This window comes from Nostoc sp. UHCC 0251, from assembly GCF_034932245.1.
In the GTDB taxonomy this organism is placed as follows: domain Bacteria; phylum Cyanobacteriota; class Cyanobacteriia; order Cyanobacteriales; family Nostocaceae; genus Nostoc.
In genome coordinates this window covers 45604-67263 of record NZ_JAYGHD010000289.1, presented here as the reverse complement: position 1 = coordinate 67263, position 21660 = coordinate 45604, and the positions used below count along the sequence as shown (strand labels likewise).

At 42.5% G+C, this 21660-nt stretch carries 17 protein-coding genes, 1 tRNA gene and 1 pseudogene; 9 read left to right on the top strand and 10 right to left on the bottom strand.

What is annotated here, in order from left to right; all coding sequences use genetic code 11:
* Positions 1-75: 75 nt before the first annotated feature.
* The gene (locus VB740_RS19780; protein ID WP_323201625.1) at positions 76-1155 is read right to left on the bottom strand and encodes an amino acid ABC transporter substrate-binding protein; all 1080 of its coding nucleotides are present in this window, start codon (positions 1153-1155) and stop codon (positions 76-78) included.
* 598 nt (positions 1156-1753) lie between these two features.
* On the opposite strand from VB740_RS19780, the gene VB740_RS19775 reads away from it, so the two are divergent.
* Entirely contained in the window at positions 1754-2311 is a 558-nt protein-coding gene (locus VB740_RS19775; protein WP_323201623.1) for a hypothetical protein, read from the top strand.
* 77 nt (positions 2312-2388) lie between these two features.
* Positions 2389-3033, top strand: a complete 645-nt coding sequence (locus tag VB740_RS19770) for a DUF3318 domain-containing protein (protein WP_012410672.1) — start codon at positions 2389-2391, stop codon at positions 3031-3033.
* A gap of 338 nt (positions 3034-3371) precedes the next feature.
* Here the strand turns inward: VB740_RS19770 and VB740_RS19765 are convergent, their stop codons facing one another.
* Positions 3372-4169, bottom strand: a complete 798-nt coding sequence (locus VB740_RS19765; protein WP_323201622.1) for a 7-carboxy-7-deazaguanine synthase QueE — start codon at positions 4167-4169, stop codon at positions 3372-3374.
* A 198-nt stretch (positions 4170-4367) separates the two neighbouring features.
* On the opposite strand from VB740_RS19765, the gene VB740_RS19760 reads away from it, so the two are divergent.
* Positions 4368-5417: an anti-sigma factor antagonist gene (locus VB740_RS19760; protein WP_323201621.1), complete on the top strand. Its 1050-nt coding sequence runs from the start codon at positions 4368-4370 to the stop codon at positions 5415-5417.
* Between the two features lie 518 nt (positions 5418-5935).
* Here VB740_RS19760 and VB740_RS19755 read toward each other — a convergent pair.
* From VB740_RS19755 to VB740_RS19720, 8 genes are all read right to left on the bottom strand, one after another.
* Entirely contained in the window at positions 5936-7393 is a 1458-nt protein-coding gene (locus tag VB740_RS19755; protein WP_323201620.1) for a YcjF family protein, read from the bottom strand.
* Positions 7394-7501: 108 nt separating this feature from the next.
* Positions 7502-7578: transfer RNA gene (locus VB740_RS19750), tRNA-Met, on the bottom strand.
* Positions 7579-7624: 46 nt separating this feature from the next.
* Entirely contained in the window at positions 7625-8578 is a 954-nt protein-coding gene (locus VB740_RS19745) for an asparaginase (RefSeq protein ID WP_323201619.1), read from the bottom strand.
* An 87-nt stretch (positions 8579-8665) separates the two neighbouring features.
* Positions 8666-9166 (bottom strand): CGLD27 family protein, encoded by a 501-nt coding sequence (locus VB740_RS19740; RefSeq protein WP_323201618.1) that lies wholly within the window; start codon positions 9164-9166, stop codon positions 8666-8668.
* The gene (gene rsfS, locus VB740_RS19735; protein ID WP_323201617.1) at positions 9163-9621 is read right to left on the bottom strand and encodes a ribosome silencing factor; all 459 of its coding nucleotides are present in this window, start codon (positions 9619-9621) and stop codon (positions 9163-9165) included. Before rsfS ends, VB740_RS19740 begins: the two co-directional genes overlap by 4 nt.
* A 324-nt stretch (positions 9622-9945) precedes the next feature.
* Positions 9946-11076, bottom strand: coding sequence for a HAMP domain-containing protein (locus VB740_RS19730; RefSeq protein WP_323201616.1), 1131 nt, complete (start codon positions 11074-11076; stop codon positions 9946-9948).
* Between the two features lie 180 nt (positions 11077-11256).
* On the bottom strand, positions 11257-11925 hold the full coding sequence (locus VB740_RS19725) for a response regulator transcription factor (RefSeq protein WP_323201615.1): 669 nt from the start codon (positions 11923-11925) through the stop codon (positions 11257-11259).
* A gap of 6 nt (positions 11926-11931) precedes the next feature.
* A complete protein-coding gene (locus VB740_RS19720) occupies positions 11932-13467 on the bottom strand; it encodes a HAMP domain-containing sensor histidine kinase (RefSeq protein WP_323201614.1) in 1536 nt (511 codons plus the stop codon).
* Positions 13468-13890: 423 nt separating this feature from the next.
* Between VB740_RS19720 and VB740_RS19715 the strand changes: the two genes are divergently transcribed.
* From VB740_RS19715 to VB740_RS19690, 6 genes and pseudogenes are all read left to right on the top strand, one after another.
* The gene (locus tag VB740_RS19715) at positions 13891-15168 is read left to right on the top strand and encodes a glycosyltransferase family protein (RefSeq protein WP_323201613.1); all 1278 of its coding nucleotides are present in this window, start codon (positions 13891-13893) and stop codon (positions 15166-15168) included.
* 55 nt (positions 15169-15223) lie between these two features.
* Positions 15224-15670, top strand: a pseudogene (locus VB740_RS19710) (colanic acid biosynthesis glycosyltransferase WcaL); the annotation flags it as partial.
* A gap of 170 nt (positions 15671-15840) precedes the next feature.
* Positions 15841-17022 carry a glycosyltransferase family 4 protein gene (locus VB740_RS19705; RefSeq protein WP_323201611.1) on the top strand — a complete coding sequence of 394 codons (1182 nt, stop codon included), beginning with the start codon at positions 15841-15843 and terminating at the stop codon, positions 17020-17022.
* Positions 17023-18858 (top strand): ABC transporter ATP-binding protein, encoded by a 1836-nt coding sequence (locus VB740_RS19700; protein WP_323201610.1) that lies wholly within the window; start codon positions 17023-17025, stop codon positions 18856-18858.
* Positions 18859-19054: 196 nt separating this feature from the next.
* The gene (locus VB740_RS19695) at positions 19055-20062 is read left to right on the top strand and encodes a phosphotransferase family protein (protein WP_323201609.1); all 1008 of its coding nucleotides are present in this window, start codon (positions 19055-19057) and stop codon (positions 20060-20062) included.
* Positions 20063-20201: 139 nt separating this feature from the next.
* Positions 20202-21539, top strand: coding sequence for an iron uptake porin (locus VB740_RS19690; protein ID WP_323201608.1), 1338 nt, complete (start codon positions 20202-20204; stop codon positions 21537-21539).
* Positions 21540-21660 lie beyond the last annotated feature (121 nt).

Sequence of the window (21660 nt, the reverse complement as noted above, 5' to 3'; positions counted from 1 at the left end):
GGGAATGGTTATTAATTCTTGTCCCTCACTCCCTCATCTCCCCTGCTCCCCTGCTCCCCTGCTCCCTGCCCTCTCCTACCGAAACGGTGGAGAATAAAGCAATCCACCCTTGCTCCAGAGTTGATTTTGACCGCGAGCTAGATTGAGTTTTGTCTTGGGGCCGAGGTTGCGATCGTAAATCTCGGCGTAGTTACCAACGTGCTTAATTATTCTGGCTGCGAAGTCGTTAGTTAAGCCGAGTCCTTCACCAAGGTTGCCTTCGGTTCCTAAAAAGCGTTTAATATCTGGGTCATTACTAGCAGCAAACTGACCCACATTCTGGGAAGTAATGCCCAACTCTTCAGCTTTTACCAGAGAATAAACCACCCACTTAACAGCATCACCAAACTTAGCATCCCCTTTGGCAACTGCTGGTGCAAGGGGTTCTGAAGAAATCACTTCTTCAAGAATCACATTATCTTCTGGTTTGGGTAGAATTGCGCCTCGAGATACCAATGCTGAACGGTCAGCGGTAATACCATCGCAACGACCTTCGGCATAGGTAGCAAAGGTAACGTTAACGTCTTCAAAGACAACAGGTTTGTAGGTGATGCTCCTTTTCCGCATTTGGTCTGCTAAGTTCTGTTCGGTAGTCGTACCAGTTTGAACGCAGATTGCTTTATCCTTCAGGTCTGCCAAGGACTTAATGTTGCTATTTTTGCGAACCATTATGGCTTGTCCGTCGTAAAAGACCACAGGTGCAAATTCTAGACCTACAGAGGTATCACGGCTCAGTGTCCAAGTAGTGTTGCGGCTGAGAACGTCTACTTCGCCAGTTTGCAAAGCTGTAAACCGTTCTTTAGAATTGAGATTGCGAAATTCTACTGCATCTGGGTTGTCAAATAAAGCTGCGGCGATCGCGCGACAGATATCTACATCAATGCCACTATATTTCCCATCAGTTCCCACAAAGCTAAACCCTGGCACTTCACCGCTGACACCGCAAGTTACCTGACCACGGCTTTTAATGCTATCCCAGCGATTTCTAGTTGCTGGTGCTGCTGAATTACTGCCTGGAGTGCCGGTTGTATTTGCTGTTTGTCCTGAATCTCCACCACAAGCAGCGATCGCGCATACTAGGGGTGCGATCGCTAAAATTAAAGCTGATTTACGCATGAATTTCATAAATTACTAGATAATAAAAAATGTATTAATCGCTACAAACATTTAGTAAAAACAAATTGTTGCTTGTAATATAAAACTTTACCAGCCTCTGTGCTATATTTATCCGCTTTTAAAAGTGCTAGTTTAACTTTTTACTTGTATTTTTAAAAGCCTTAGATACTTGCATAAATGATCTCAACTTGGCTTCAGCTTTTAACTTTGATTAAAAATTTTGCCACTATGCTTTATTTAGCAATACATTCATGAAACCTCTAAGAAAAGATTAAAATTTCAGTTAGTTAATGTTATATACTTCACTGACTAATATTTTTTGGAAAAAAGTAATTATCACTTCTTGAATAATGAGCAAGAATCTTTCAAGACATATCATTCACAGCGCAGAATGAGCATCTGTTTTTTTTATCTTCATACCCAATGACGGCAGTTGCTCCACTTGGGGAGACCCAAGACCGCACTGCCTCCCCAATGCCCAATCCCCTAATTGCATACTTCTATGCGAACAGAAGTAGCCACACCAACCTAAACAACTACCCCTAGCAGGTTAAACTAGGTCAGGTAACAGCTGCTCCACGTTCCTTATGAGGCTTTTATGGGAGCTAACCTCAAACAGATTGCCAACTATTTAGACAACCTTGGTTGGGACTACCGTTTTGATGATGAAGAAGACCGAATTATAACAGGTGTGGAGGCTGATAACCTAGAAGATTTCCTAATAGTTGTCCAACTGGATGAAGAGGGGAAATTTTTCCGGGTATTTGCCCCTCAAGTTCTGTCAGGTATTCAAGACCATCCTCACAAGGCAGTTATCCTACAGACAATGCTTGCTATTTCCTGGGAAACCAAAATGTTGCAATGGGAGTATGACCCATCTGACGGCGAAATTCGTGCCATTATTGAGTTTCCTCTAGAAGACTCGATTCTCACAGAAAAACAATTTCACCGTTGTTTGAGTGGGTTGATTCAGATTGTGGATGGTATAGCAATACCTCGCCTGAAAGAAGTTATGGTAACAGGTTTTGATCCGGGGAATATAGAACTTGGGGAAAGACTGTTACTAAGTATCCAAGAAGAAGCCCCAGGATTGCTAGATTTGCTGGAAAAAGCAATGGAAGCGCGAAAAAAACGAGGAAGTTTTCCCAACGACTGAGACGGATCATCACTTAAATAGCTATACTCCAAAGTGATACCCTCACTATATACTGAAATTTTCTGGGGCTGGATATTATGACATCCTATGCAACCTCCTCTGCCAAAGCGGAAATGAGTGAACTCCGGCGGTTGAAAGGCTTACTACCGCCAGAATTACAGAGCTGGGTCACGGTTGAAGGCACAACTGAGGTCAATCCGCCCCTGGTTCGTTGCGAAGAAATTGGTAAAGACCAAGTAGAAATCCAAATTGACTTGGTGAAATGGGATGCCCTCGCAATGGATCAGCGTAATCTGCTGTTCTGGCATGAAGTTGCTCGCGTTCAAAATGACACAATTCCTAAAGATGGTTGGGAAATGGCAGCACTAGCCATCGGTTTAGGTGGTGCTGTAGGCGAATTGTGGGTACAAGATGGATTGCTTCTGGTGTTAGCTTTGTCGCTATGTGGTGTGTCAGGCTGGCGACTGTACCAAAAGAATAATGGGGAAAAACAACTAAAAGAATTGCTCAATGCTGATGAGAAAGCGATCGCTTTGGCAACTCGCTTTGGTTATAGTCTCCCCAATGCCTACAAAAGTCTAGGTAGCGCCTTGAAAACCCTGATTGACAATACTCCTAGTAAGCGCCAACGGTCGAGATACGAAGCAAGGCTCTCTGCCCTCAAACGCAGTGCCAATAAGGCAAAAGCTAAATCCAAAACTCCAGATGAAGGCGGATTGTAATTAGTCATTAGTCATTAGTCATTGGTCATTGGTACTAATAACTAATGACAAATGCAAAATCCCACGGCAATTCAAGAAAACGATAGCGGAGCGTTAACGAGTCTACGAGTGTCGGGTTCGCGGGAGCGTGTTATTAGACAAGCGATGTTTTCGTAGCCGTGGGATGAGTTAAACTCCTCATTTCTCGCTCTTCACTCTTTTCCTCATTCCCAGTTTCAAACTGAGAATGCCTAATGGAGGGCTGCTGCCTTCCTAATTAGCAGCAGCAATGAGCAATTCATAAAATCTTACTTTTTTCTTGACTACATCTTTATCAAACTCAAATTTTACAGGGATTTTTACAGTTGGTTCAGCATTTTATGCGTCTGAGGGATCACACGCACGTGCTTGAGAAACCCCTTCATCAAAGCTTGCCACATCAAGACTTGATCGGCTGTAGGGGCAAGCACAGGTATTGGGGAGAATTGTTCAGATACTGGCAAAGGCGTAACAGGTTGTAAAAATACTGAGATATCTGGACTAACCTTTGCCACCAGCGAAGCTGAACGTTCCAACTCGGCTGGATCTGTGTTTTGAGACACAATTATCTTGACAAAAACATTTAAATATGAGTCATGACACAATTGGAGAAATTTAGCATGTTCTTGCCAATGACTTTCGCCGCTAACACTGGGCAATTTTAAATCCATACCTACAGAGTCTAAATAGGGGAGAATCATCGCCAGTTGTTCTGGGCGATGTCCGCCAGTTTCTAAGTATATAGGTAGACCAGTTATGGCTCGGACTTGGGGTAGAAACTGCGTTAAAAATTGGGCATGAAGAAGTGGTTCGCCTCCAGTTAAGCTAATGCTATCGTGTAGAGAAGGTAGATTTTGTCGTTCAATCCATTCAATTAGTATGGGTAGAGAGACAGGGTTAGAGTGGATTTCAAAGTCGCGCAATCCAGGCGATCGCTCTATCCGACAATTAGCAGGTGCATTCCAAGTGTGGGCACTATCACAAAATTGACAGCGCAAATCACACAAAGCAAAACGAATAAATATCTGACGCGTCCCTACATTGAGTCCTTCCCCTTGAATGGCAGAAAAAACCTCAACTAGGCGTGCGGTAGGTGTAACCTTAGTTTTAGCAATCATTTGATGAGAGCAACGCGATCGCGCTGCGTCGGCACAACAGCAAGGATGTTTTTTGGCTTCTTGTTCTATTGTGAATCGTCGCTAGCGATCTCCAATCTCAGCCCCGGTAAATAGCAATTAGTCCTTATTACTACTGATTCCAATATTAGGTTAGGTAATTTTCTAGGACAAAATAATGTTTGGCAGATTACATTATACATGGCAACGAAAGTGCAGAGCTTCATGACTAGCCAACCGACAGAGGTCGATTTTCCAGTTAATTACCTAAACGACACGGCTATAGTGCAAGTGCCTAAGCGGTTGAGCGTGCTGGAGGCTTTAGGCTTTAAGCAAACTTGCCAAAGCTTAATCCAGCCCAATTCACATCTTAAACAAATCATCATTGACTTTCACCTAACTACTTTTATGGATAGTAGTGGTTTAGGTGCCTTGGTCAGTAATTTTAAATACGCCCAGACCCAAGGGATTACATTAACACTGCGGAATGTAACGCCTCAAGTAATGGCAGTCTTAAAACTCACGGGATTGGATCAGGTTTTTCCCGTAGAGATTGTAGACGATGAGTCGCTAATAAAACAAGAAGACTTATTAGATAATCGGAAGACAACTTCCCGTAAAGTAGAGCAGTTACCCACTACTCACCCTTCTGTGGCATCTTGGATGAAACGGTTGTTAGACATTGTAGGGTCGGTAGTCGGTTTGTTAATTACAGGAGTTTTATTTATTCCGATTGCGATCGCTATTCAAATTAATGATCCCGGGCCTATTTTCTTCAGTCAAACCCGTTGTGGTTGGATGGGAAAACGGTTTGAGATTTGGAAATTCCGCTCCATGTGTGTGGATGCGGAAGCGAAGAAATCCCAAGTCACAAATCAAGTGCAAGGTGCTTTTTTCAAGAATGATAATGACCCCAGAATTACCAAAGTAGGACGCTTTTTACGGCGAACTAGTCTTGATGAACTGCCGCAATTTTGGAACGTCCTCAAAGGACAAATGAGTTTAGTAGGCACTCGACCACCTACACCCGATGAAGTGGAACGCTACGAAATACCGGAGTGGCAACGTTTAGATGTTAAACCCGGTATGACTGGCGAATGGCAAGTGAATGGGCGTTCTACAGTCCGTAGTTTTGAAGATGTAATTCGCCTAGATTTGCAGTATCAAAAAAATTGGAGTTTGGTATACGATTTAAAGCTAATTTTCAAAACTATAGCTATTCTGTTTAATAGAAACAGTGGTGCTGTTTAGCTAATTACCCTTATTCACAATTTTTTGTTAACTCCCAATCACAATAATTGTTAGATATACCCAAGCCTAAAAATAGGCTTGGGTAAATTTTAGGTTCACCTAGAGCACTAAGCAACTGTCAGCCAATTTTAGATTTTAGATTTTAGATTGACCATATTGATGAATCATGTTTTTAGGACTGACGCATTAACAAGAAATACCAAATATGGATTATGGATTAAGGTTAAAAACCATATCTTTCGTAAGGGCACAGCATGGTCTATTTACGAGCGCAGGATAACTATTTACGAGCGCAGGATAATTAATAAAAGCCTGAAAACTTCCTATTGTAGGTAACGCACATCAAGATGCATTTGTACAGTGCGTAAGCCCTACTTTTTTGAAACAAAGATGTTTATTTATTTTTGATCCCAGCTTAAAATTGAGAGCTTGAAACCAAGCTAAAATTTTGGATTTTGAATCATTCAATCCAAAATCCAAAATCTAAAATCTAAAATTTGGTAATCTTCTGCATCAGATTATCCCACTGCTTTCTGAATACCAACGACTTCAACCTGCTGTGCTTCTGGTAACAAACGCTTCATGCCTTGCTTAACAAACCCCTGCAAAAAACCAATCTGCTGATTTTGCTGAAACACTTTTTGCAAAGTTTGCCGCAAATTATCCAAATTCAAACCAGTACCAGAATCTATTGCTATTTCCTGCTGTTGGAAATACTCAACTAAACTTAACCCTGCTACTCTAGTCAGATAAGCTGCACTTACTCCCTGCACTACACCGCCAGCAACAAAGGTAACGGCATTACTTTTCAGAACAGTACTAATAGCCTTTGTAGAAAGTTCAACTAAACCCAGTTTCAGCATCAAACTTCCCATTGTTCCAGCTACGGTTTGCGCCTGTTCCAAGGAAAATTTTTGCTGATAGATATTACCCAAATCCATTACCATCTGAGCATTAATTGCCGCAGTCGCTAGGATATCAAGGGCTGGGACTGGGTTAGCAAAGGCAGCAGCAGAAGCTATCCATTGATATTGTTCAATAATTGGGGTGGCGCGATCGCGTCTAGTTCCATTCAACCAGTTTTTCGCCTCAGCTTTCAACAATCCGGCTTTTCTCATAGTTGTTACCCAAACTAGCCGTTGTCCCTGCTGTGCCAAAACTTCACTTAGCTGCTGCGTCAATTGCTGGATATTTGGCGCTGGTTGTTCCATCCACTCTTGCACAGAACCATCAGCCTCATGCTTTCGGACTTTGATCGGAATGGGAGAGGCGGCTGTTGCAACTACATTTCCTTGCATTCGCTGTTTCAATGACAGCAAGACACTGGCGCTTTCATCAGCTAAATACTGGTCTTGTTTGTTCAAAACCACTATTCTGGGTTGATTTGCTGCTTTTAGCTGCTGTAAGGCTTGAAATTCTGAGTCTGTCAAATCACCGTTTGTCAAGAACAGAACAAAATCAGATTTTGCCACTTCTGCCAAAATAGCTGCATCTGAATTGTCACCCGCTTCTCTAAATAAAGGTGCTGTTTCTTCTAGAGACAACAAATTTCGTGTCTCGACATTTTCCTTTAACACTTTAATTAAAGTGCTTTTACCCACGGATTTACCGCCAGTCACAGCAACTTTAATTTCTTGTCTGTCTAACTCCAACAACAGTTGGGCAACTTGTTCTCTGAGTATCTCTAATGCTGTGTGGTTTTCTGTTTCTTGTGCCAGTTGGTTAATTACAGTTTCAGTTTTAGCGATCGCACTTTCCACTGTCGCCCGATCCACCACCATACCATCTAGCTGCTCTAAACTGTCTTTAGGGCGATTTTTTTGGAATAACCACAAACCACCACCTACAGCTAAGGCACTCAATAAACCAAATTCACTCACTTGCACTATCGAATCGTGCCAGCTTTGTAACATCCATAGAGAAAAGGACAGTCCCAATCCTCCCACTAAAATTGGTCGCTGCAACTTCACAACCATGATTCTTTGCGCCCTTTTGATGGCTATTTCTTCCAGAATAGATCAAAATAAAACAAAACCCTGCAATCTTTTATGATTACAGGGATTATGTTTTACTTTTCTTTTGTTTGGTGGCGGGAAGTGGATTTGAACCACTGACCTTCGGGTTATGAGCCCGACGAGCTACCAGGCTGCTCTATCCCGCGTTACTCTCGACTTATTTATAGTAACCTATAGTCAAGAGTTTGGCAACTACAAAAATGATAATTCTCCAATTACTTCTAAACGCTTGTATTTTCCCAAGGTGACAAACTTTTCTGAGAGGCTTTCTGCCGCGCTGGGTGTAATCCAACCCATTTGCTGGAGTAAGTGAATAGCCACGGCGTATTTTGCTCGTTTTGCCCCATCCATAACTTTGATAGCCAATCCCAAGCCTTCACCGAGTCTACCGATGCACTGCACTCCTTCGGCACCAGTTTTACTAACTAGTTCCCCTGGAGTTAAGCGCATCAGTTCCGTATCAAATTCTCCATCTCCTGCTACCATTGCGGGGTGATGAGTCATAGCCCGGACAATACGCTCCATATCCAGATTGGTACTAGAGGCTAGCAGTGCATATAAAGATGCCATGTGACCGAGTTGCATCAAATAAGTTGGTGCGCCACAGTCATCATGAGCGCTGATAAATTCTGCTGCTGGCATTCGCAGTAATTCTGCTACTTTGCCCAAAATCAACTGCTGTACTGGGTGCTTGCGATCCAAGTAGTTATTCAAGGGCCAACGGCGTTGCTGACAAACGGCTAACATTCCCGCATGTTTACCAGAGCAATTGTATTCCAGAGGACTGTCCTTACCTTCAGGAATTGGACACTGGAGTATAGTCGGGTCAAGATCGGCCCGCCAAAGGATGTTAAATACCTGTCGGACTTGATCTATTCTTCCTTTATGGGAACTTGTGATAATTGCTAAATCGCGATCGCTGAGGTCATAGCGTTCCAGTGTACCTGTAGTGGTGACTGCGAGTGCCTGAAATGGTTTGAGCGCTGAGCGGATAAATGCAGCAGTTTCAGAATTTCCGGCAACGGTTAAAACCCGTCCTCGTTCGTCGCATACAACAGCCTGGACTATATGCCTGGATTCAATAATACCTTCCCGCAGCAACCGGACTTCCAGTGCTGTGGCTTGAGTTCGTTTTCCCATTGTCATGGGTTTATATTTATCACCTTTTTTAATTAATTAGTCATTGGTCATTGGTCATTAGTCCTTAGCTAATGACTAATGACCAATGACTCTTTAAAACAAATGCCAAACTATAGTACCAATAACGTACATTCCCGCCAAGCCAGCGAAGGTAAATTGTAACCGCCGCAGAATAGGTTTGATTTCGTATGCCACAATCAAGCGATCGCGGTTAAGGATTTCCTGTGGTTTTGTCCAAGTTTGACCGTCGTACCAGCCGGACTCTTCATAAAATACTGTGGGGCTGCCAAGGCGATCGCATACGTAGAACCAGCCTAAGTATAACCTTACCAGTGCCAGCACTACCCCGACACTCGCAGCGGCCGCACCACAAAGGATAAAATGTGCAATATACTTGTGGGGAGGAAAACTCGCGGCTGCCACAGGTGCTGCAACCAGCCAAGATAAACCCCAAATCCAAGCAATTTTAGTGATATACTCGCGCAAATCCAAAGTACTATCACGAAACAGCCAGGAAGTTTTTAACTCTTCGTACTCATTGAGCGGTTGTTGGTCTGTAGGAACTGGGCAATTTGAAACCGAAGACCTAATCATGTTGGCTTACTTTCACCCTCATCAGATTCTGGAAGGGAAATACGTTCTGCATGAATCCAGAACGCTTCTAAATTATAAAACTCTCGTTCTTTGGGCATCATGATGTGAACGATCACATCACCATAGTCTTGTAGTACCCAACTTCCCTCAAGTTTTCCTTCTGTCCTTATAGGACGCCGTTGCAACTCAGTTTCAACCTTTCCTTCAATTGCTTGAGCGATCGCCCTGACTTGTACCTTAGAATAGCCAGTCATCATCACAAAGTAATCGGCTAGATAAGATACCTCTGCTACTTTGAGCAATAAAATCTCACCCGCTTTGCGGTCTGATCCAGCTTCTGCGATCGTTGCAGCTAATTTTCCGCTCTCCTCTTCCGTATGGGTATGGTTCTTTACCACACTCTTCGTCAGTGGAACAGATTGTAATGGGAAATTGCCTTGGAAATAATCAGTCATTAAACCTCAGGTGCTTTCTTTTGAAACAATTGTTTACATTTACTTACAAATCAGAAACAATTGATCTGAAAATGTGTCAATAGGTTTTTTTGAATACTAACAAAAAAACGCGTGTCTATGGGGCTAGTACCGCAAGGCGGAAGTCATGCATTTAAAAGTCAAAAGTCAAAAAGCTTAGAATACAGGCTTTTGAACGATTTGAAATAGTTGCTTTATTTATGCAGTGCTGTACTAGTTTGATAATTGGCTGCTTAGATTTCGACATTAGTAATCAGCAGTTGCGGATTAATATTTAGCATATTTTCAGCTAAAAAGATTCATTTTTCAGGTTTTATCGCTATTATCCTCAGTTTCTCCGAGTTGAGCTTGAGTACACCGCAATTCCTCTAATGCCATTTTTAAGCTGAGGTTTTTCTCATTTAACTCCCGTGTTCGTTCGCGTACTTTCTCTTCCAGTACTTGGCTGTATACTTCTAGCTGTTCGTTAGCATCATTTTGAACTGTGATGAGTTGATGAACTTCCAAAATTAAACGATTGAGGGAAGTAGCCAAGATACCAACTTCATCATTGGTTGTTACGGGTGCTTGTAAATCGAAATTAGATTCCTCTGTAACCTGTTGGGCAATATGGGTGACTGTTTGAATAGGACGGGCAATGGCCCGACTAGTGTAAATTGCTAATAATGTGGCGATCGCGATCGATAGTGACAGGCTGCCTAAGATAATATTTAGACGTAATTTCTCTGCCCTTCGCAGTTCCCAATTGGCTTGCTGATACTCCTCGGCTATAACTTCAACAAGGTTGGTGATGTCATCAAGAAAATCATCAATCATAAAAATTGATGAGCTATGCATGAAATTGAAGAGTTTAGTTTGTGCTGTTCTAATGTCGTTGGGTGATAATTTACTGGGATTGTTATCGTGAAACAGAGCCTCTGCGCGCTGTAAGTAAGTATCAAAGCCTTGGTGGGCCTGCAACAAGCGGTGAACTGCTTCTTGTTCAATTACAGAATCATATAGGTTCGGGTTCTCAATGCTGTAGTTAGTTTTGAACTCAAACCAAACTTGTCTAGCTTGCTCAACATAGTTAACTAACAAAGTATATTGTTCTTGCCATCTTTTTGGTTGATCCATGTATAAAATCAGCTTGTGTTGGTTGGTACGAACACGAAACACGCTGGTTTTCAGTTGATACATCTTATATAACTCTTCAATCGCCGCTTCTTCACGCTTTTGCGCTTGTCGCTGGTAATGATCTGCAATCAGAAACCCAATGCTAGTTCCCAGTACAGCGATGCTCAAAATCAGTGCATATCCAATGCCAATCTTTTGACCAACCTTCAGATGACTGAACCAATATCTAAAATTGCTTGTGTTTGGACTGGAGTTAGTTGATTGCAAAGAGCTATTTGATCGACCAAAAGCTATTTCATCGAAGTTGTGATGCTGTTTCATAATCAATCACGACCTTGATGAACTTGAATGCCTTCCGGTAGGGGGTAGGGGCAGAGGGCAGGGGCAGGGGGAGCAGGGGGAGCAGGGGGAGCAGGGGAGGCAGGGGGAGAAAAAAGCGTATTAGGACAAGGTGGAGAATTCTTTACTCAGCACTCAGGACTCTGGACTCAGCACTCAGCATTACGTTCGCAAGCGATAACCCATGCCTCTAACTGTTTCAATTAGTTTGCTGCCTAGTTTCTTACGGAGATAACCGACATACACATCAACAATATTAGAACCTGGGTTATAGTCGTAACCCCAAACGTGATCGAGGAGTTGTTCTCGACTGATGACTTGTTCTGGATGGCGGCAAAACATTTCTGCCATAGCGAATTCACGGGCAGGTAGTTCTATGAGGCGATCGCCTATTTTCACCTGCCGAGTTCGCAAATTAAGCTCTATGTTACCAGCTTTGAGGATAAATTCTTGGGCATCTCTGGCAGGTCTAGTACTTCGCAACCTTAACCTTACCCGCGCCAATAGTTCTTCAAATCGGAAGGGTTTGGTAACATAATCATCTGCACCCCCTTCTAGTCCAGCAACTTTGTCGTGAATGTCACTCCGGGCAGAGAGGATAATCACAGGTATGTCTTCTCCCTGTCCGCGCAGTTCTTCGAGTACTTGAAACCCGTCTTTTCCAGGCAACCCTAGATCCAAAATTAATAAGTCAAAGGTTCCACTTTGGATCACGTCCAACACATACAAACCATCTGTAACAATTGTTGTTGTGAACCCTTGCGATCGCAACCCTTTTTGAATAAATGAGGCAATCCGGGGTTCATCTTCAACGATGAGAATGTTGGGCATAGACACTTACTTCTTGGGTGGATCGAGCGGTAAAACGATAGTAAACATCGAACCTGATCCTAACTGACTACTAAGTAATACCTGCCCACAGTGAGCTTCTGCGATCGCTCGCACAATAGATAACCCCAGCCCAGCGCCCTCTGAACGACGGCGACTTTTGGAAGATCGGGCAAAGCGTTCAAAAATTCGTTTTTGATCAACCAGTGGAATGCCTTCGCCTGTATCGCGTATCCAGAAGCGCACCTTTTCTTTGGCGATCGCTGAACCTATGGAAATAGTATCACTCTCCTTAGTATGCTGTGTAGCATTCTGGGCCAGATTCATCATGGCTTCGGTAATTCTTTGACGGTCAACAACAATCTGACCTTTGGCTACAGAGTCTAGTTGCCAGTCTCTCTCTGCCAGTGCTTGGGCTTTAACAAATAATTCTTTGGTTAAATCTGCCACATTTACTGTCGCTACCTGTAAAAAGTCGGCGCGTTCCGCTTTTGCCAGCAAAATCATATCATCAACCAAACGGCTCATCCGGTCTAGTTCTCCGATGACTAATGCCACGGTTTCCTGTTGTTCTTGGGGATCATCTCCCATCAGTTCTAGATGTCCACGAATAATAGTGATGGGAGTTCTCAGTTCGTGTCCAGCATCGTTCACGAATTCAAGCTGGCTAGCAAAGGCTGCTTCTAGTCTGTCCATCATTTCGTTGAATGTCTTTGCCAGCTCCCCCAGTTCTCCCTTACCTCGCACAGGCAAACGCTGAGTTAAATCTGACTCATTAATGGCATGAGCTGTAGTGAGAATTGTCCGTAGAGGAGAGAGTATCCGCCCCGCAGCAAACCAGGTAAGGATTAACGACACCACAAACACTAAGCTGAAAACTTCAAGAATCACAGTGACTGCTTCTAAGGCTTCTGTCCTTTCCCCAGTGCTATTGTGGGCAACAACAAAGACTCCTCGTGTTTGTCCATTAATCTTAATCGGTTCCACCATGTAAATAATATTACTAGCATCCGGGGTGGAAAATTCTTGTTCTCCCTGTTCTGCTTGGGTCTGTTTTGCCCACCGTCTCATTAGTAATGAGTCTCTAGCTAAAAGCTTAGGGCGGGCGTTAGGACTAGATTTGTAGAATTCACCATCTATAAAAGTTATAAAGTAAGACTCATCTTCTAGTCGCTGATACAACAAATAAGCTCTAAAAAGCTTGATTAATTCTTCTACGGAGGCTGGAGCAGTAATTTTTTCTTCTCCAGAAACTAAGTCATCATCAGTGAATCTGTTCTCTATAAGAGATTTTTCACCCTTAATCAACGCCTTGAAAGCCATCATGTTTGCTTCCATCTCCTGACGAACACGCTCGTCAATGCGCTGGTATAGGTGATAGTGAAATGCCGGAATAGCGGTAAGAAACGTTATTCCTAAAATCAGCAAGTACCAGAGCAGAATCCGGGTGCGTGCTTCTCCCAATAGTTGCTGCCAAACTAAAAGCAACTGAGATATTTTGAAAACAGACATGCGATCGCAAAAACGGTTTATTACCCGGCTCATTTTTACTCATCCTCATTTGAGGTCGTTTAAATTTATCAAATCCTCGGTTTAAGTCTTTCAATTCACTAATTAATTCTTGATGAGATAATTTTCATTATTTTTTCATGCAAGTTTCATGAGAAATTGATACTTTATAAATTATCTTTTAACTTTTGTTAACGAAGCAATAACCTAATTTTAATTTTATGCTTAAAAATGAAGATTTTTTATTTTTGAAAATTCTTAATTTTCCTGAGAAATATAAGTAATTTATAAGAAACCAACTATGAATATTGGGGGAAATTTTATCCTATGTAATTCATAGAGAAAGATTATCATCAATTAATCAATTTATCTCAATATTTAAAACTTAAAAGGTGGATAAAATGCTAACTAAATTTGCAAGTCGTCAGCCACCGGATGAAAAGTTTGTCAGGAGTACACATGAAAAAATTCGTTAAAGAAATAGCACGAACGTCGCCTAGCATAGCGTCTTCAGAGGTTAGTAGTTTATCTAGCAATGCTCGTAAATGTCGCATTGCTTTATATTCGCACGACACAATGGGGCTGGGACATAAGCGGCGTAATTTGTTGATTGCTCAAACATTAGGATGTTCAGACCTAGAAACTGATGTTTTGCTGATTAGTGGGATACAGGATGCCAGCAACGTAATAACACTACCAGGAGTTGATTGTTTGACCCTACCTGCTCTGCACAAAAATATTGATGGGCAATATGAGGCACGACGATTGGATCTATCATTGCAGGAAATTATTACGCTGCGATCGCAAGTTATTCTTACCACCATCAAAACTTTTAAACCCGATATTCTAATTGTGGATAATGCACCGCGAGGAGCGGTGAGAGAGCTAGAACCAACACTAGATTATTTGCTTACCCAAGGAAAAACACACTGCATTTTAGGTTTACGGGATGTGTTAGATGATCCTACATCCGTGCATCGAGAGTGGAAAAGAATAGCTAATGAAGAGGCGATTCAAACCTACTATGATGCAGTTTGGGTGTATGGTGATCCAGCTATTTATGACCTAGCACAGGAATATCGCTTCAATGCAAAGACTTTAGCCAAATTACGCTACACTGGCTATCTTGACCAGCGTAGCCGCCTCAAATTCGTAGATATGGATAGCGTTCAGGCATTGAAATCACTGAATTTGCCATCTGAACGATTCGTGTTGTGCTTGGTGGGAGGCGGACAAGATGGAGCGCGTCTGGCAGAAACATTTGCTTGTGCTGAACTGCCGCCAGAGATGAACGGCATCATCTTGACGGGGCCGTTCATGCCGCGAGAGGTACAGCAACGGCTTCAGAAGTATGCTGCTAAACGTTCTAATTTGCGGGTGTTGAAATATTTAGCTGAACCGACGCTGTTGTTGAATCAGGCTGAACGCGTCATTGCTATGGGTGGTTACAACACAACTTGTGAATTGCTGTCATTTCAAAAGCGATCGCTCATTGTACCTCGAATCAAGCCCCGTCGAGAGCAGTTAATCCGCGCCGAACGCTTACAGGCACTTGGTTTAGTTGATATGCTGCACCCGCATGATCTGAAACCTGAAGCATTGACAGATTGGTTAATGCAAGAAGGTAAGCCGCCACAAGCCCGTAATTGTATCGATCTTGATGGACTTACCCGCATTCCTCAATTCGTAAACGAAATACTAATCTCTGCTCATCATTCATCGCAACAAGCTTCTTGAAAGGAAATTGGGGAACCTAAAAAACAACCTTCCTAATTACGAATTACGAATTATTATGTCAGTCCATATTGGTTACATTCTTAAACGTTATCCTCGCTATTCTGAAACCTTCGTCGTTAATGAAATTTTGGCTCATGAAGCGGCTGGTTTAGATATTGAAATTTTTGCTTTGAGGCCACCGTGTGACACTCATTTTCAAAATATTATTTCCCAGGTACGTGCTAGCGTAAACTACATTCGCAAACCAATTCAAGGTCGAATGAGTGAATCCCTAAATAGTCTTACTCCCACAGCAGCAAGCTATTTTTGGGCAGAATTACAAGAAGCCAGTAAAGTTATTCCAGATTTTTGGCCAAAGTTGGCTTATGCTCAAGGTGAACAAGCTAGCACTGTTTATCAAGCTGCATGGCTAGCACGGGAAGCGCGACTCAAAGGCATCACCCATTTTCACGCTCACTTTGGTACTGTCGCAACCAGTGTAGCTCGGTTAGCATCTCACTTCAACAACTCCTTAGCAATCCAGCCTTGCGAGTCAAATTATCAACCCAAGCCAGACAATTAATAGAATCTGAGTTTGACATTCATCGCAATAGCGCAGCATTACGAGCAATATTTCATGCAGCTCAACCGAATGCTGCCATGACTTTAAAAGTAGTTCAGGAGGTTTAGAGCGTGCGAATTGCCTATATCTGTGCCGATCCAGGAATTCCTGTATTTGGGCAAAAAGGATGCTCTATCCATGTCCAAGAAGTAATTCGAGCATTGCAACGGAAAAATATTCAAGTTGATTTGTTTGCCACTCGTATTGGTGGAAAGCCACCCGCAGATTTAACTAATGTTTCAGTTCATCAGCTTCCAGCCATCCCAAAACTAGAACGGGCTGTGCGAGAGCAAGTTGCCTTATCGATTAATCCCGATTTGCGTTTAGATTTGCAGAGGTTTGGCCCATTTGACTTAATTTATGAGCGTTATTCCCTTTGGAGTTATAGCGCAATGGAATTTGCCCAAGCAATGGGAATTCCCGGATTATTAGAAGTGAATTCACCTCTGATTGCAGAACAGGCAAAACATCGCGGCTTGATTGATTGCCACAGCGCTGAACAGGTTGCCAATCGGGTTTTTCAAGCGGCTACAGCACTAATTGCTGTTTCATCGGAAGTGAAAACTTACTTAATAAAGTATGTCAAAAGTAGCAAAGTTCATGTCATCCCTAATGGTGTAAATCCCGATCGCTTCTCTACTTTTGATCGTGCATCTTCAACGCAATCAGAAACCTTTACAGTGGGATTTGTCGGTACATTGAAACCGTGGCATGGATTGCCAATTCTCACAACAGCTTTTGCTCAATTGCATCAACAAGTTTCCAATGCCAGACTTTTGATTGTTGGCGATGGCCCCGAACGGGAAAATCTCGAAGCCGAATTATTGGCACGAGGATTACACTCTCATACTAAATTCACCGGAGCGGTGAATCCTGATGAAATTCCGAAATTATTAGCAGCAATGGATGTTGCTGTTGCACCATATCCGGCTGAATCCGATTTTTATTTCTCACCGTTGAAAGTTTATGAATATATGGCGGCTGGTTTGCCAGTAGTTGTTAGTGGTATTGGGCAATTGCTGGAGCTAATTGACACAGGGATGAATGGGATTCTTTGCCCACCAGGTGATGCGATCGCCTTAGCAGAGGCATTAGAAAAATTGTGGCGATCGCCTCATTTGCGCCATTCTTTGGGACAAGCGGCGCGGAAAACGGTTATAGAACATCACACTTGGGAAGCGATCGCACGACAGATTTTGCATATAGCTGGATTAAATACTCCGCCTCAATTCCAAGTGGAGGTGAGAGGATAAATGGGACGTTCAAAGCCACAGAAAAAAGCTATTCCCGGTTTATGGGGAGTACTACGTTATTTCTGGCCTTACATTCAAAAACAGTATGGACTACTTTTGATTTCTGCGATCGCTTTGGTTGCGGATGTCGGACTACGGGTGCTGGAACCGTGGCCCCTAAAGTTTGTCTTTGATTACGTTCTAATTCAAGGCGATCAACCTACTAATATCCCATTAATTGATCGCCTGGAGCCAGTTACATTACTGACAGTTTCAGCAGTTACAGTCCTTGTCATTACAGGGTTACGCGCACTTGCCGCCTATTGGAGTACCGTCGGACTAGCAACAGTAGGTAGCCGAGTCATGACTGAGGTGCGTAATCATCTGTATTGTCATCTTCAAGATTTGTCCTTGAGTTACCATACCAAAGCTCGTAGCGGCGATTTAATTATTCGTGTGAGTAGCGATGCTAGCCGTCTGCAAGAAATTATGATCACGGCAGCATTACCTCTGGTAGTGAGCATTCTCACACTGTTTGGCATGATTAGCGTGATGCTTTGGATAAATCGCAGCCTCACCCTACTTGCACTACTTACCCTACCATTGTTTGCATTAGTCACGAATCGGCTGAGTCAGCGAATTCGAGAGTCTTCATTAAGACAACGCAAACAAGAAGGGGCTGTGGCGGCGACGGCGGCTGAGTCAATTGCTGCGATTAAATTAGTCAAAGCCCTCTCGCTACAAGATGCCTTTGCGCGAGTTTTTTCTCAACAAAATCAGCGTAGCCTGAAGGAGAGCGTCAAAACCCAACGCCTTGCGGCTCATCTCGAACGAACCGTTGATGCTGTAATTGCACTAGGAACAGCACTTGTTTTATGGTACGGCTCTTGGCTGGCATTGCAAAATGCTTTAACACCGGGTGATGTGCTGGTATTTCTCACCTATCTCAAAAATGCCTTTAAGCCGGTTCAGAACTTTGCTAAGTACACCGGAAGACTTGCTAAAGCTGCTGCTTCTGGTGAGCGAATTTTAGATGTATTATCACAGCAACCTGATGTCCGAGATTTGCCGGATGCAATACCGGCTCCAATTTTCCGAGGTGAGGTTTGTTTTGATCATGTTCACTTTGCCTATGAACCAGGACAAGTTCTGCTGGAAGATATCAATTTAACCATTCAACCAGGGCAGCAAGTAGCGATCGTTGGTACATCCGGTGGTGGTAAATCTACCTTAGTAAGTCTATTATTACGACTTTATGAGCCGACGATGGGTAAAGTCATGATTGATGGGCGAGACATCCGCGAGTACACATTGGAATCATTACGCCCACAAATTAGTGTAGTTTTGCAAGACAGCCTCTTATTTGCCGCGACTATTCGAGAAAACATCGCCTACGGCATTGCCGGCGTATCGGATGCAGAAATTGAAGCAGCCACTCGTCTAGCTAATGCTAATGATTTCATCCAAGCTTTACCCCAAGGATACAACACACTTGTGGGAGAAAGAGGCGCAACCCTTTCAGGTGGACAACGCCAACGAATTGCGATCGCCCGCGCTGCTATTCGTCAAGCTCCAATTTTGATTTTAGATGAACCCACAACTGGGCTAGATCAAGGCAATGAGAAAGCGATCGTTGATGCTCTACAACGGCTCTCGCAAAACTGCACCACCTTCTTAATTACTCACGATCTGTATCTTGCAACTCGCGCAGATATAATTCTTTACATAGAAAATGGGCAGGTGCTAGAACAAGGCACTCATCGGGAATTAATGCAACACAATGGTCGTTATGCGGCATTGTATCAAATGCAGACTGCAATCCGAACTGAGGAAAAGTCAAATCCTCTGATGACATAACCGAATTATGGCGCAATACATTTCAGTTAAGCATTTTTCTTCTCTTTCTTCTCTTTCTTCGTGTCCTTTGCGTCCTTTGCAGTTCGTTAAAAAAATTCACTTGACAAAGAGTAAAGCCTTAACTGAACCGTATTAAATTATGGCGCTACATATTGTCCAAAGAGAATAAAAATTTTTAGATTTACACCCAATAAATATGACTGTTTTCGTTAGCGATCGCTTCAACAGTGTAACTGATCTCAAAATGCCATTTTTGTCAGCCGCTCTTGATCCATTGGAAGTACAACAACGGTTCACTGAGTACTTGCCAATATTTCAAAATGCCCAACTGCAAAAAATCGAAGTCATTCGTCACAAACCAGGGCGGCGTTGTCTGATTGAATATGAATTGCTCAATAATCACGGACAAACCATTACATTAATTGGCAAAATCCGAGCTAAAGGAACAGACTTTAATAGTTATGAATTACAAAAATCCTTGTGGCGAACAGGATTTGCAGACGATAGCGCTGATGGAATTTCAGTACCGCAACCTGTAGAGATAATTCCCGAATGGCAGATGTGGTTACAGCAAAAAGTTCAAGGAGCGATCGCTACTCAATTCTTAACTCAAACCAACACCCTTTTCCTGGCAAAACGAATTGCTGAAGCTGCTCATAAACTTCACCAAACTAACATTCCTGCTCGCCGTTCTCATACCATGTCAGACGAACTGCGAATCTTGAATGAAAGGATTCCATTGGTGATGCAACAATATCCAGAATGGAAAAAACGCTTAGAACAAATATTAGAAGCATGTAATCATTTAGGAGAAAATACTCTAGAACAAAAACACTGTGGTATTCATCGAGATTTTTATCCCGATCAAGTGATTATTAATGGCTCTCATTTGTATCTCATCGACCTTGATTTATATTGTGAAGGTAATCCAGCCATTGATATCGGTAACTTCATTGGTCATATTAAAGAATACAGCCTTCGCATACTGGGTAATTCAGAAGCATTACACGATTGGGAAACTGCCCTAACTGAAAGATTTATTCAGCTTACAAACGAGGAATTTAAAACTTCAATTCAATCCTACGTAACCTTAACACTAGTACGACATATTCACATCAGCACACAATTTTTAGAACGTCGTCCTTTTACAGAAGCATTATTAAACCTATGCGAACAGCGTTTGCATATTAGAAACGCATCGTGATCTAAACTCTTATTTTCTCTAACAATCCTAAATCATTCGTAAAAATCTCTCCTTATTCTCTCTGTGTTCTCTGCGCCTCTGCGGTTCGTCTTGATATTCAAATTCTTATATCCTAATCGCTAATTTTCAGGAGAAAGTATTGTTAGCTTCAACTTCTTGGCGACAATTTCGCTTAATTAGTTTAATTATCTCATGCACTTTGAGTAGCATAACTCCAGCTATTGCAACACCCATTACCGACAAACCTAATAACTTAAGCGAATCTAATGCTGATAATCATGCATTAAGTAAAATTACATCTGTTTCAGAATTATCCGCAGAATTAAAAACCCTTGAAAAACGAGCTACTTTATTAGAAACCAACGTTGCTGCATTAGAAACGCAACAGTTTTCACCCCATGTTCAGCTTGAGGCACAGGCCATCTTTGCTGTGACTGGATTTGCTGGTGAAAAGAGAGCCAACAGCAGTAAACCAATAAATGAAAATTTAGTATTGAGCGATCGCATCCGCCTGAGCTTCGTAAGCAGTTTTACTGGAAAAGATAAATTGCAAGTGCGCTTACAAGCAAGGAACACACCAGAATTAGAAGATGTGACTGGAACTCAAATGGCAAATTTGGGATTTGATGGTGACAATGATAATGAGGTGGAAGTAGATGAGTTAGAGTACAGATTTCCATTAGGTAAAGAAACCCGCATGACTTTGTACGCGTTGGGAGGAGGATTAGGTGACTTTGTTCCTAGCGTCAATCCTCTTTTTAGCGGTAGTGAAGACGGATCGATTTCTACATTTGGGCGAGAAAATCCCATTCGCCGACAAGGTGGTGGGGCAGGTATCGGTATTTCTCATAATTTGAATGATGCTCTGAATCTGTCAGTAGCATATATCAGCAGCAATGCAGCTAATTCAGAGAAGGGAATTTTTGCTAGCCCTTACGGAGCGATCGCTCAACTAACCCTCGAACCGACAAAAACAACAGAACTCAGCCTTACCTATATTCACTCTCATAACAATTTGAAGACGGGAACTGGAAGCGAATTAACCAGCGATCCATTTAATGAGGAGGCAGATGCGATCGTTGCTAATTCATTTGGTGCAGAAGCTGCTTGGCAACTTAGCCCAGTTATTACTCTCGGTGGTAGAGTTGGTTTTATTCATGCAAAAGCAGAAGATTTACCAATAGATCCCAATGCGTCCATCTTCACATGGGCAGTGCTACTAGCTCTCAGAGATATCGGACGAAAAGGCAGCTTTGCAGGATTTACAGTGGGTCAACCTCCCAAAGTGACTCATAATAGTTTCGGTGATGACTTCAAAGATAAGGATACATCGTTACATCTGGAAGCCTTTTACCACCTTCAAGTCACAGATAATCTGGCCATAACTCCGGGATTATTCGTGATTACGAGTCCAGAACATAATCATAGTAATGGCAGCATTTATATTGGTACCATTCGTACAACCTTTACCTACTAAACCCCGTCTATTTTGAAACCTGGAGTTTTTCAGGAGAGGATATTATTCAGTTGTGGCTTGAGTTCTGAGCTTTACCCTAATTCAAAACACTAGGTTTTCAAGGTAGATGCAGTTTAAGTAC

What these genes read in the sequence shown, in the direction of transcription:
- VB740_RS19780 (WP_323201625.1), bottom strand. Translation starts at nt 1,155, where the DNA reads ATGCGTAAATCAGCTTTAATTTTAGCGATCGCACCCCTAGTATGCGCG.
- VB740_RS19695 (WP_323201609.1), top strand. Translation starts at nt 19,055, where the DNA reads ATGACTGTTTTCGTTAGCGATCGCTTCAACAGTGTAACTGATCTCAAA.
- VB740_RS19715 (WP_323201613.1), top strand. Translation starts at nt 13,891, where the DNA reads ATGAAAAAATTCGTTAAAGAAATAGCACGAACGTCGCCTAGCATAGCG.
- VB740_RS19770 (WP_012410672.1), top strand. Translation starts at nt 2,389, where the DNA reads ATGACATCCTATGCAACCTCCTCTGCCAAAGCGGAAATGAGTGAACTC.
- rsfS (WP_323201617.1), bottom strand. Translation starts at nt 9,621, where the DNA reads ATGACTGATTATTTCCAAGGCAATTTCCCATTACAATCTGTTCCACTG.
- VB740_RS19725 (WP_323201615.1), bottom strand. Translation starts at nt 11,925, where the DNA reads ATGCCCAACATTCTCATCGTTGAAGATGAACCCCGGATTGCCTCATTT.
- VB740_RS19700 (WP_323201610.1), top strand. Translation starts at nt 17,023, where the DNA reads ATGGGACGTTCAAAGCCACAGAAAAAAGCTATTCCCGGTTTATGGGGA.
- VB740_RS19755 (WP_323201620.1), bottom strand. Translation starts at nt 7,393, where the DNA reads ATGGTTGTGAAGTTGCAGCGACCAATTTTAGTGGGAGGATTGGGACTG.
- VB740_RS19740 (WP_323201618.1), bottom strand. Translation starts at nt 9,166, where the DNA reads ATGATTAGGTCTTCGGTTTCAAATTGCCCAGTTCCTACAGACCAACAA.
- VB740_RS19720 (WP_323201614.1), bottom strand. Translation starts at nt 13,467, where the DNA reads ATGAGCCGGGTAATAAACCGTTTTTGCGATCGCATGTCTGTTTTCAAA.
- VB740_RS19765 (WP_323201622.1), bottom strand. Translation starts at nt 4,169, where the DNA reads ATGATTGCTAAAACTAAGGTTACACCTACCGCACGCCTAGTTGAGGTT.
- VB740_RS19760 (WP_323201621.1), top strand. Translation starts at nt 4,368, where the DNA reads ATGGCAACGAAAGTGCAGAGCTTCATGACTAGCCAACCGACAGAGGTC.
- VB740_RS19730 (WP_323201616.1), bottom strand. Translation starts at nt 11,076, where the DNA reads ATGAAACAGCATCACAACTTCGATGAAATAGCTTTTGGTCGATCAAAT.
- VB740_RS19745 (WP_323201619.1), bottom strand. Translation starts at nt 8,578, where the DNA reads ATGACAATGGGAAAACGAACTCAAGCCACAGCACTGGAAGTCCGGTTG.
- VB740_RS19775 (WP_323201623.1), top strand. Translation starts at nt 1,754, where the DNA reads ATGGGAGCTAACCTCAAACAGATTGCCAACTATTTAGACAACCTTGGT.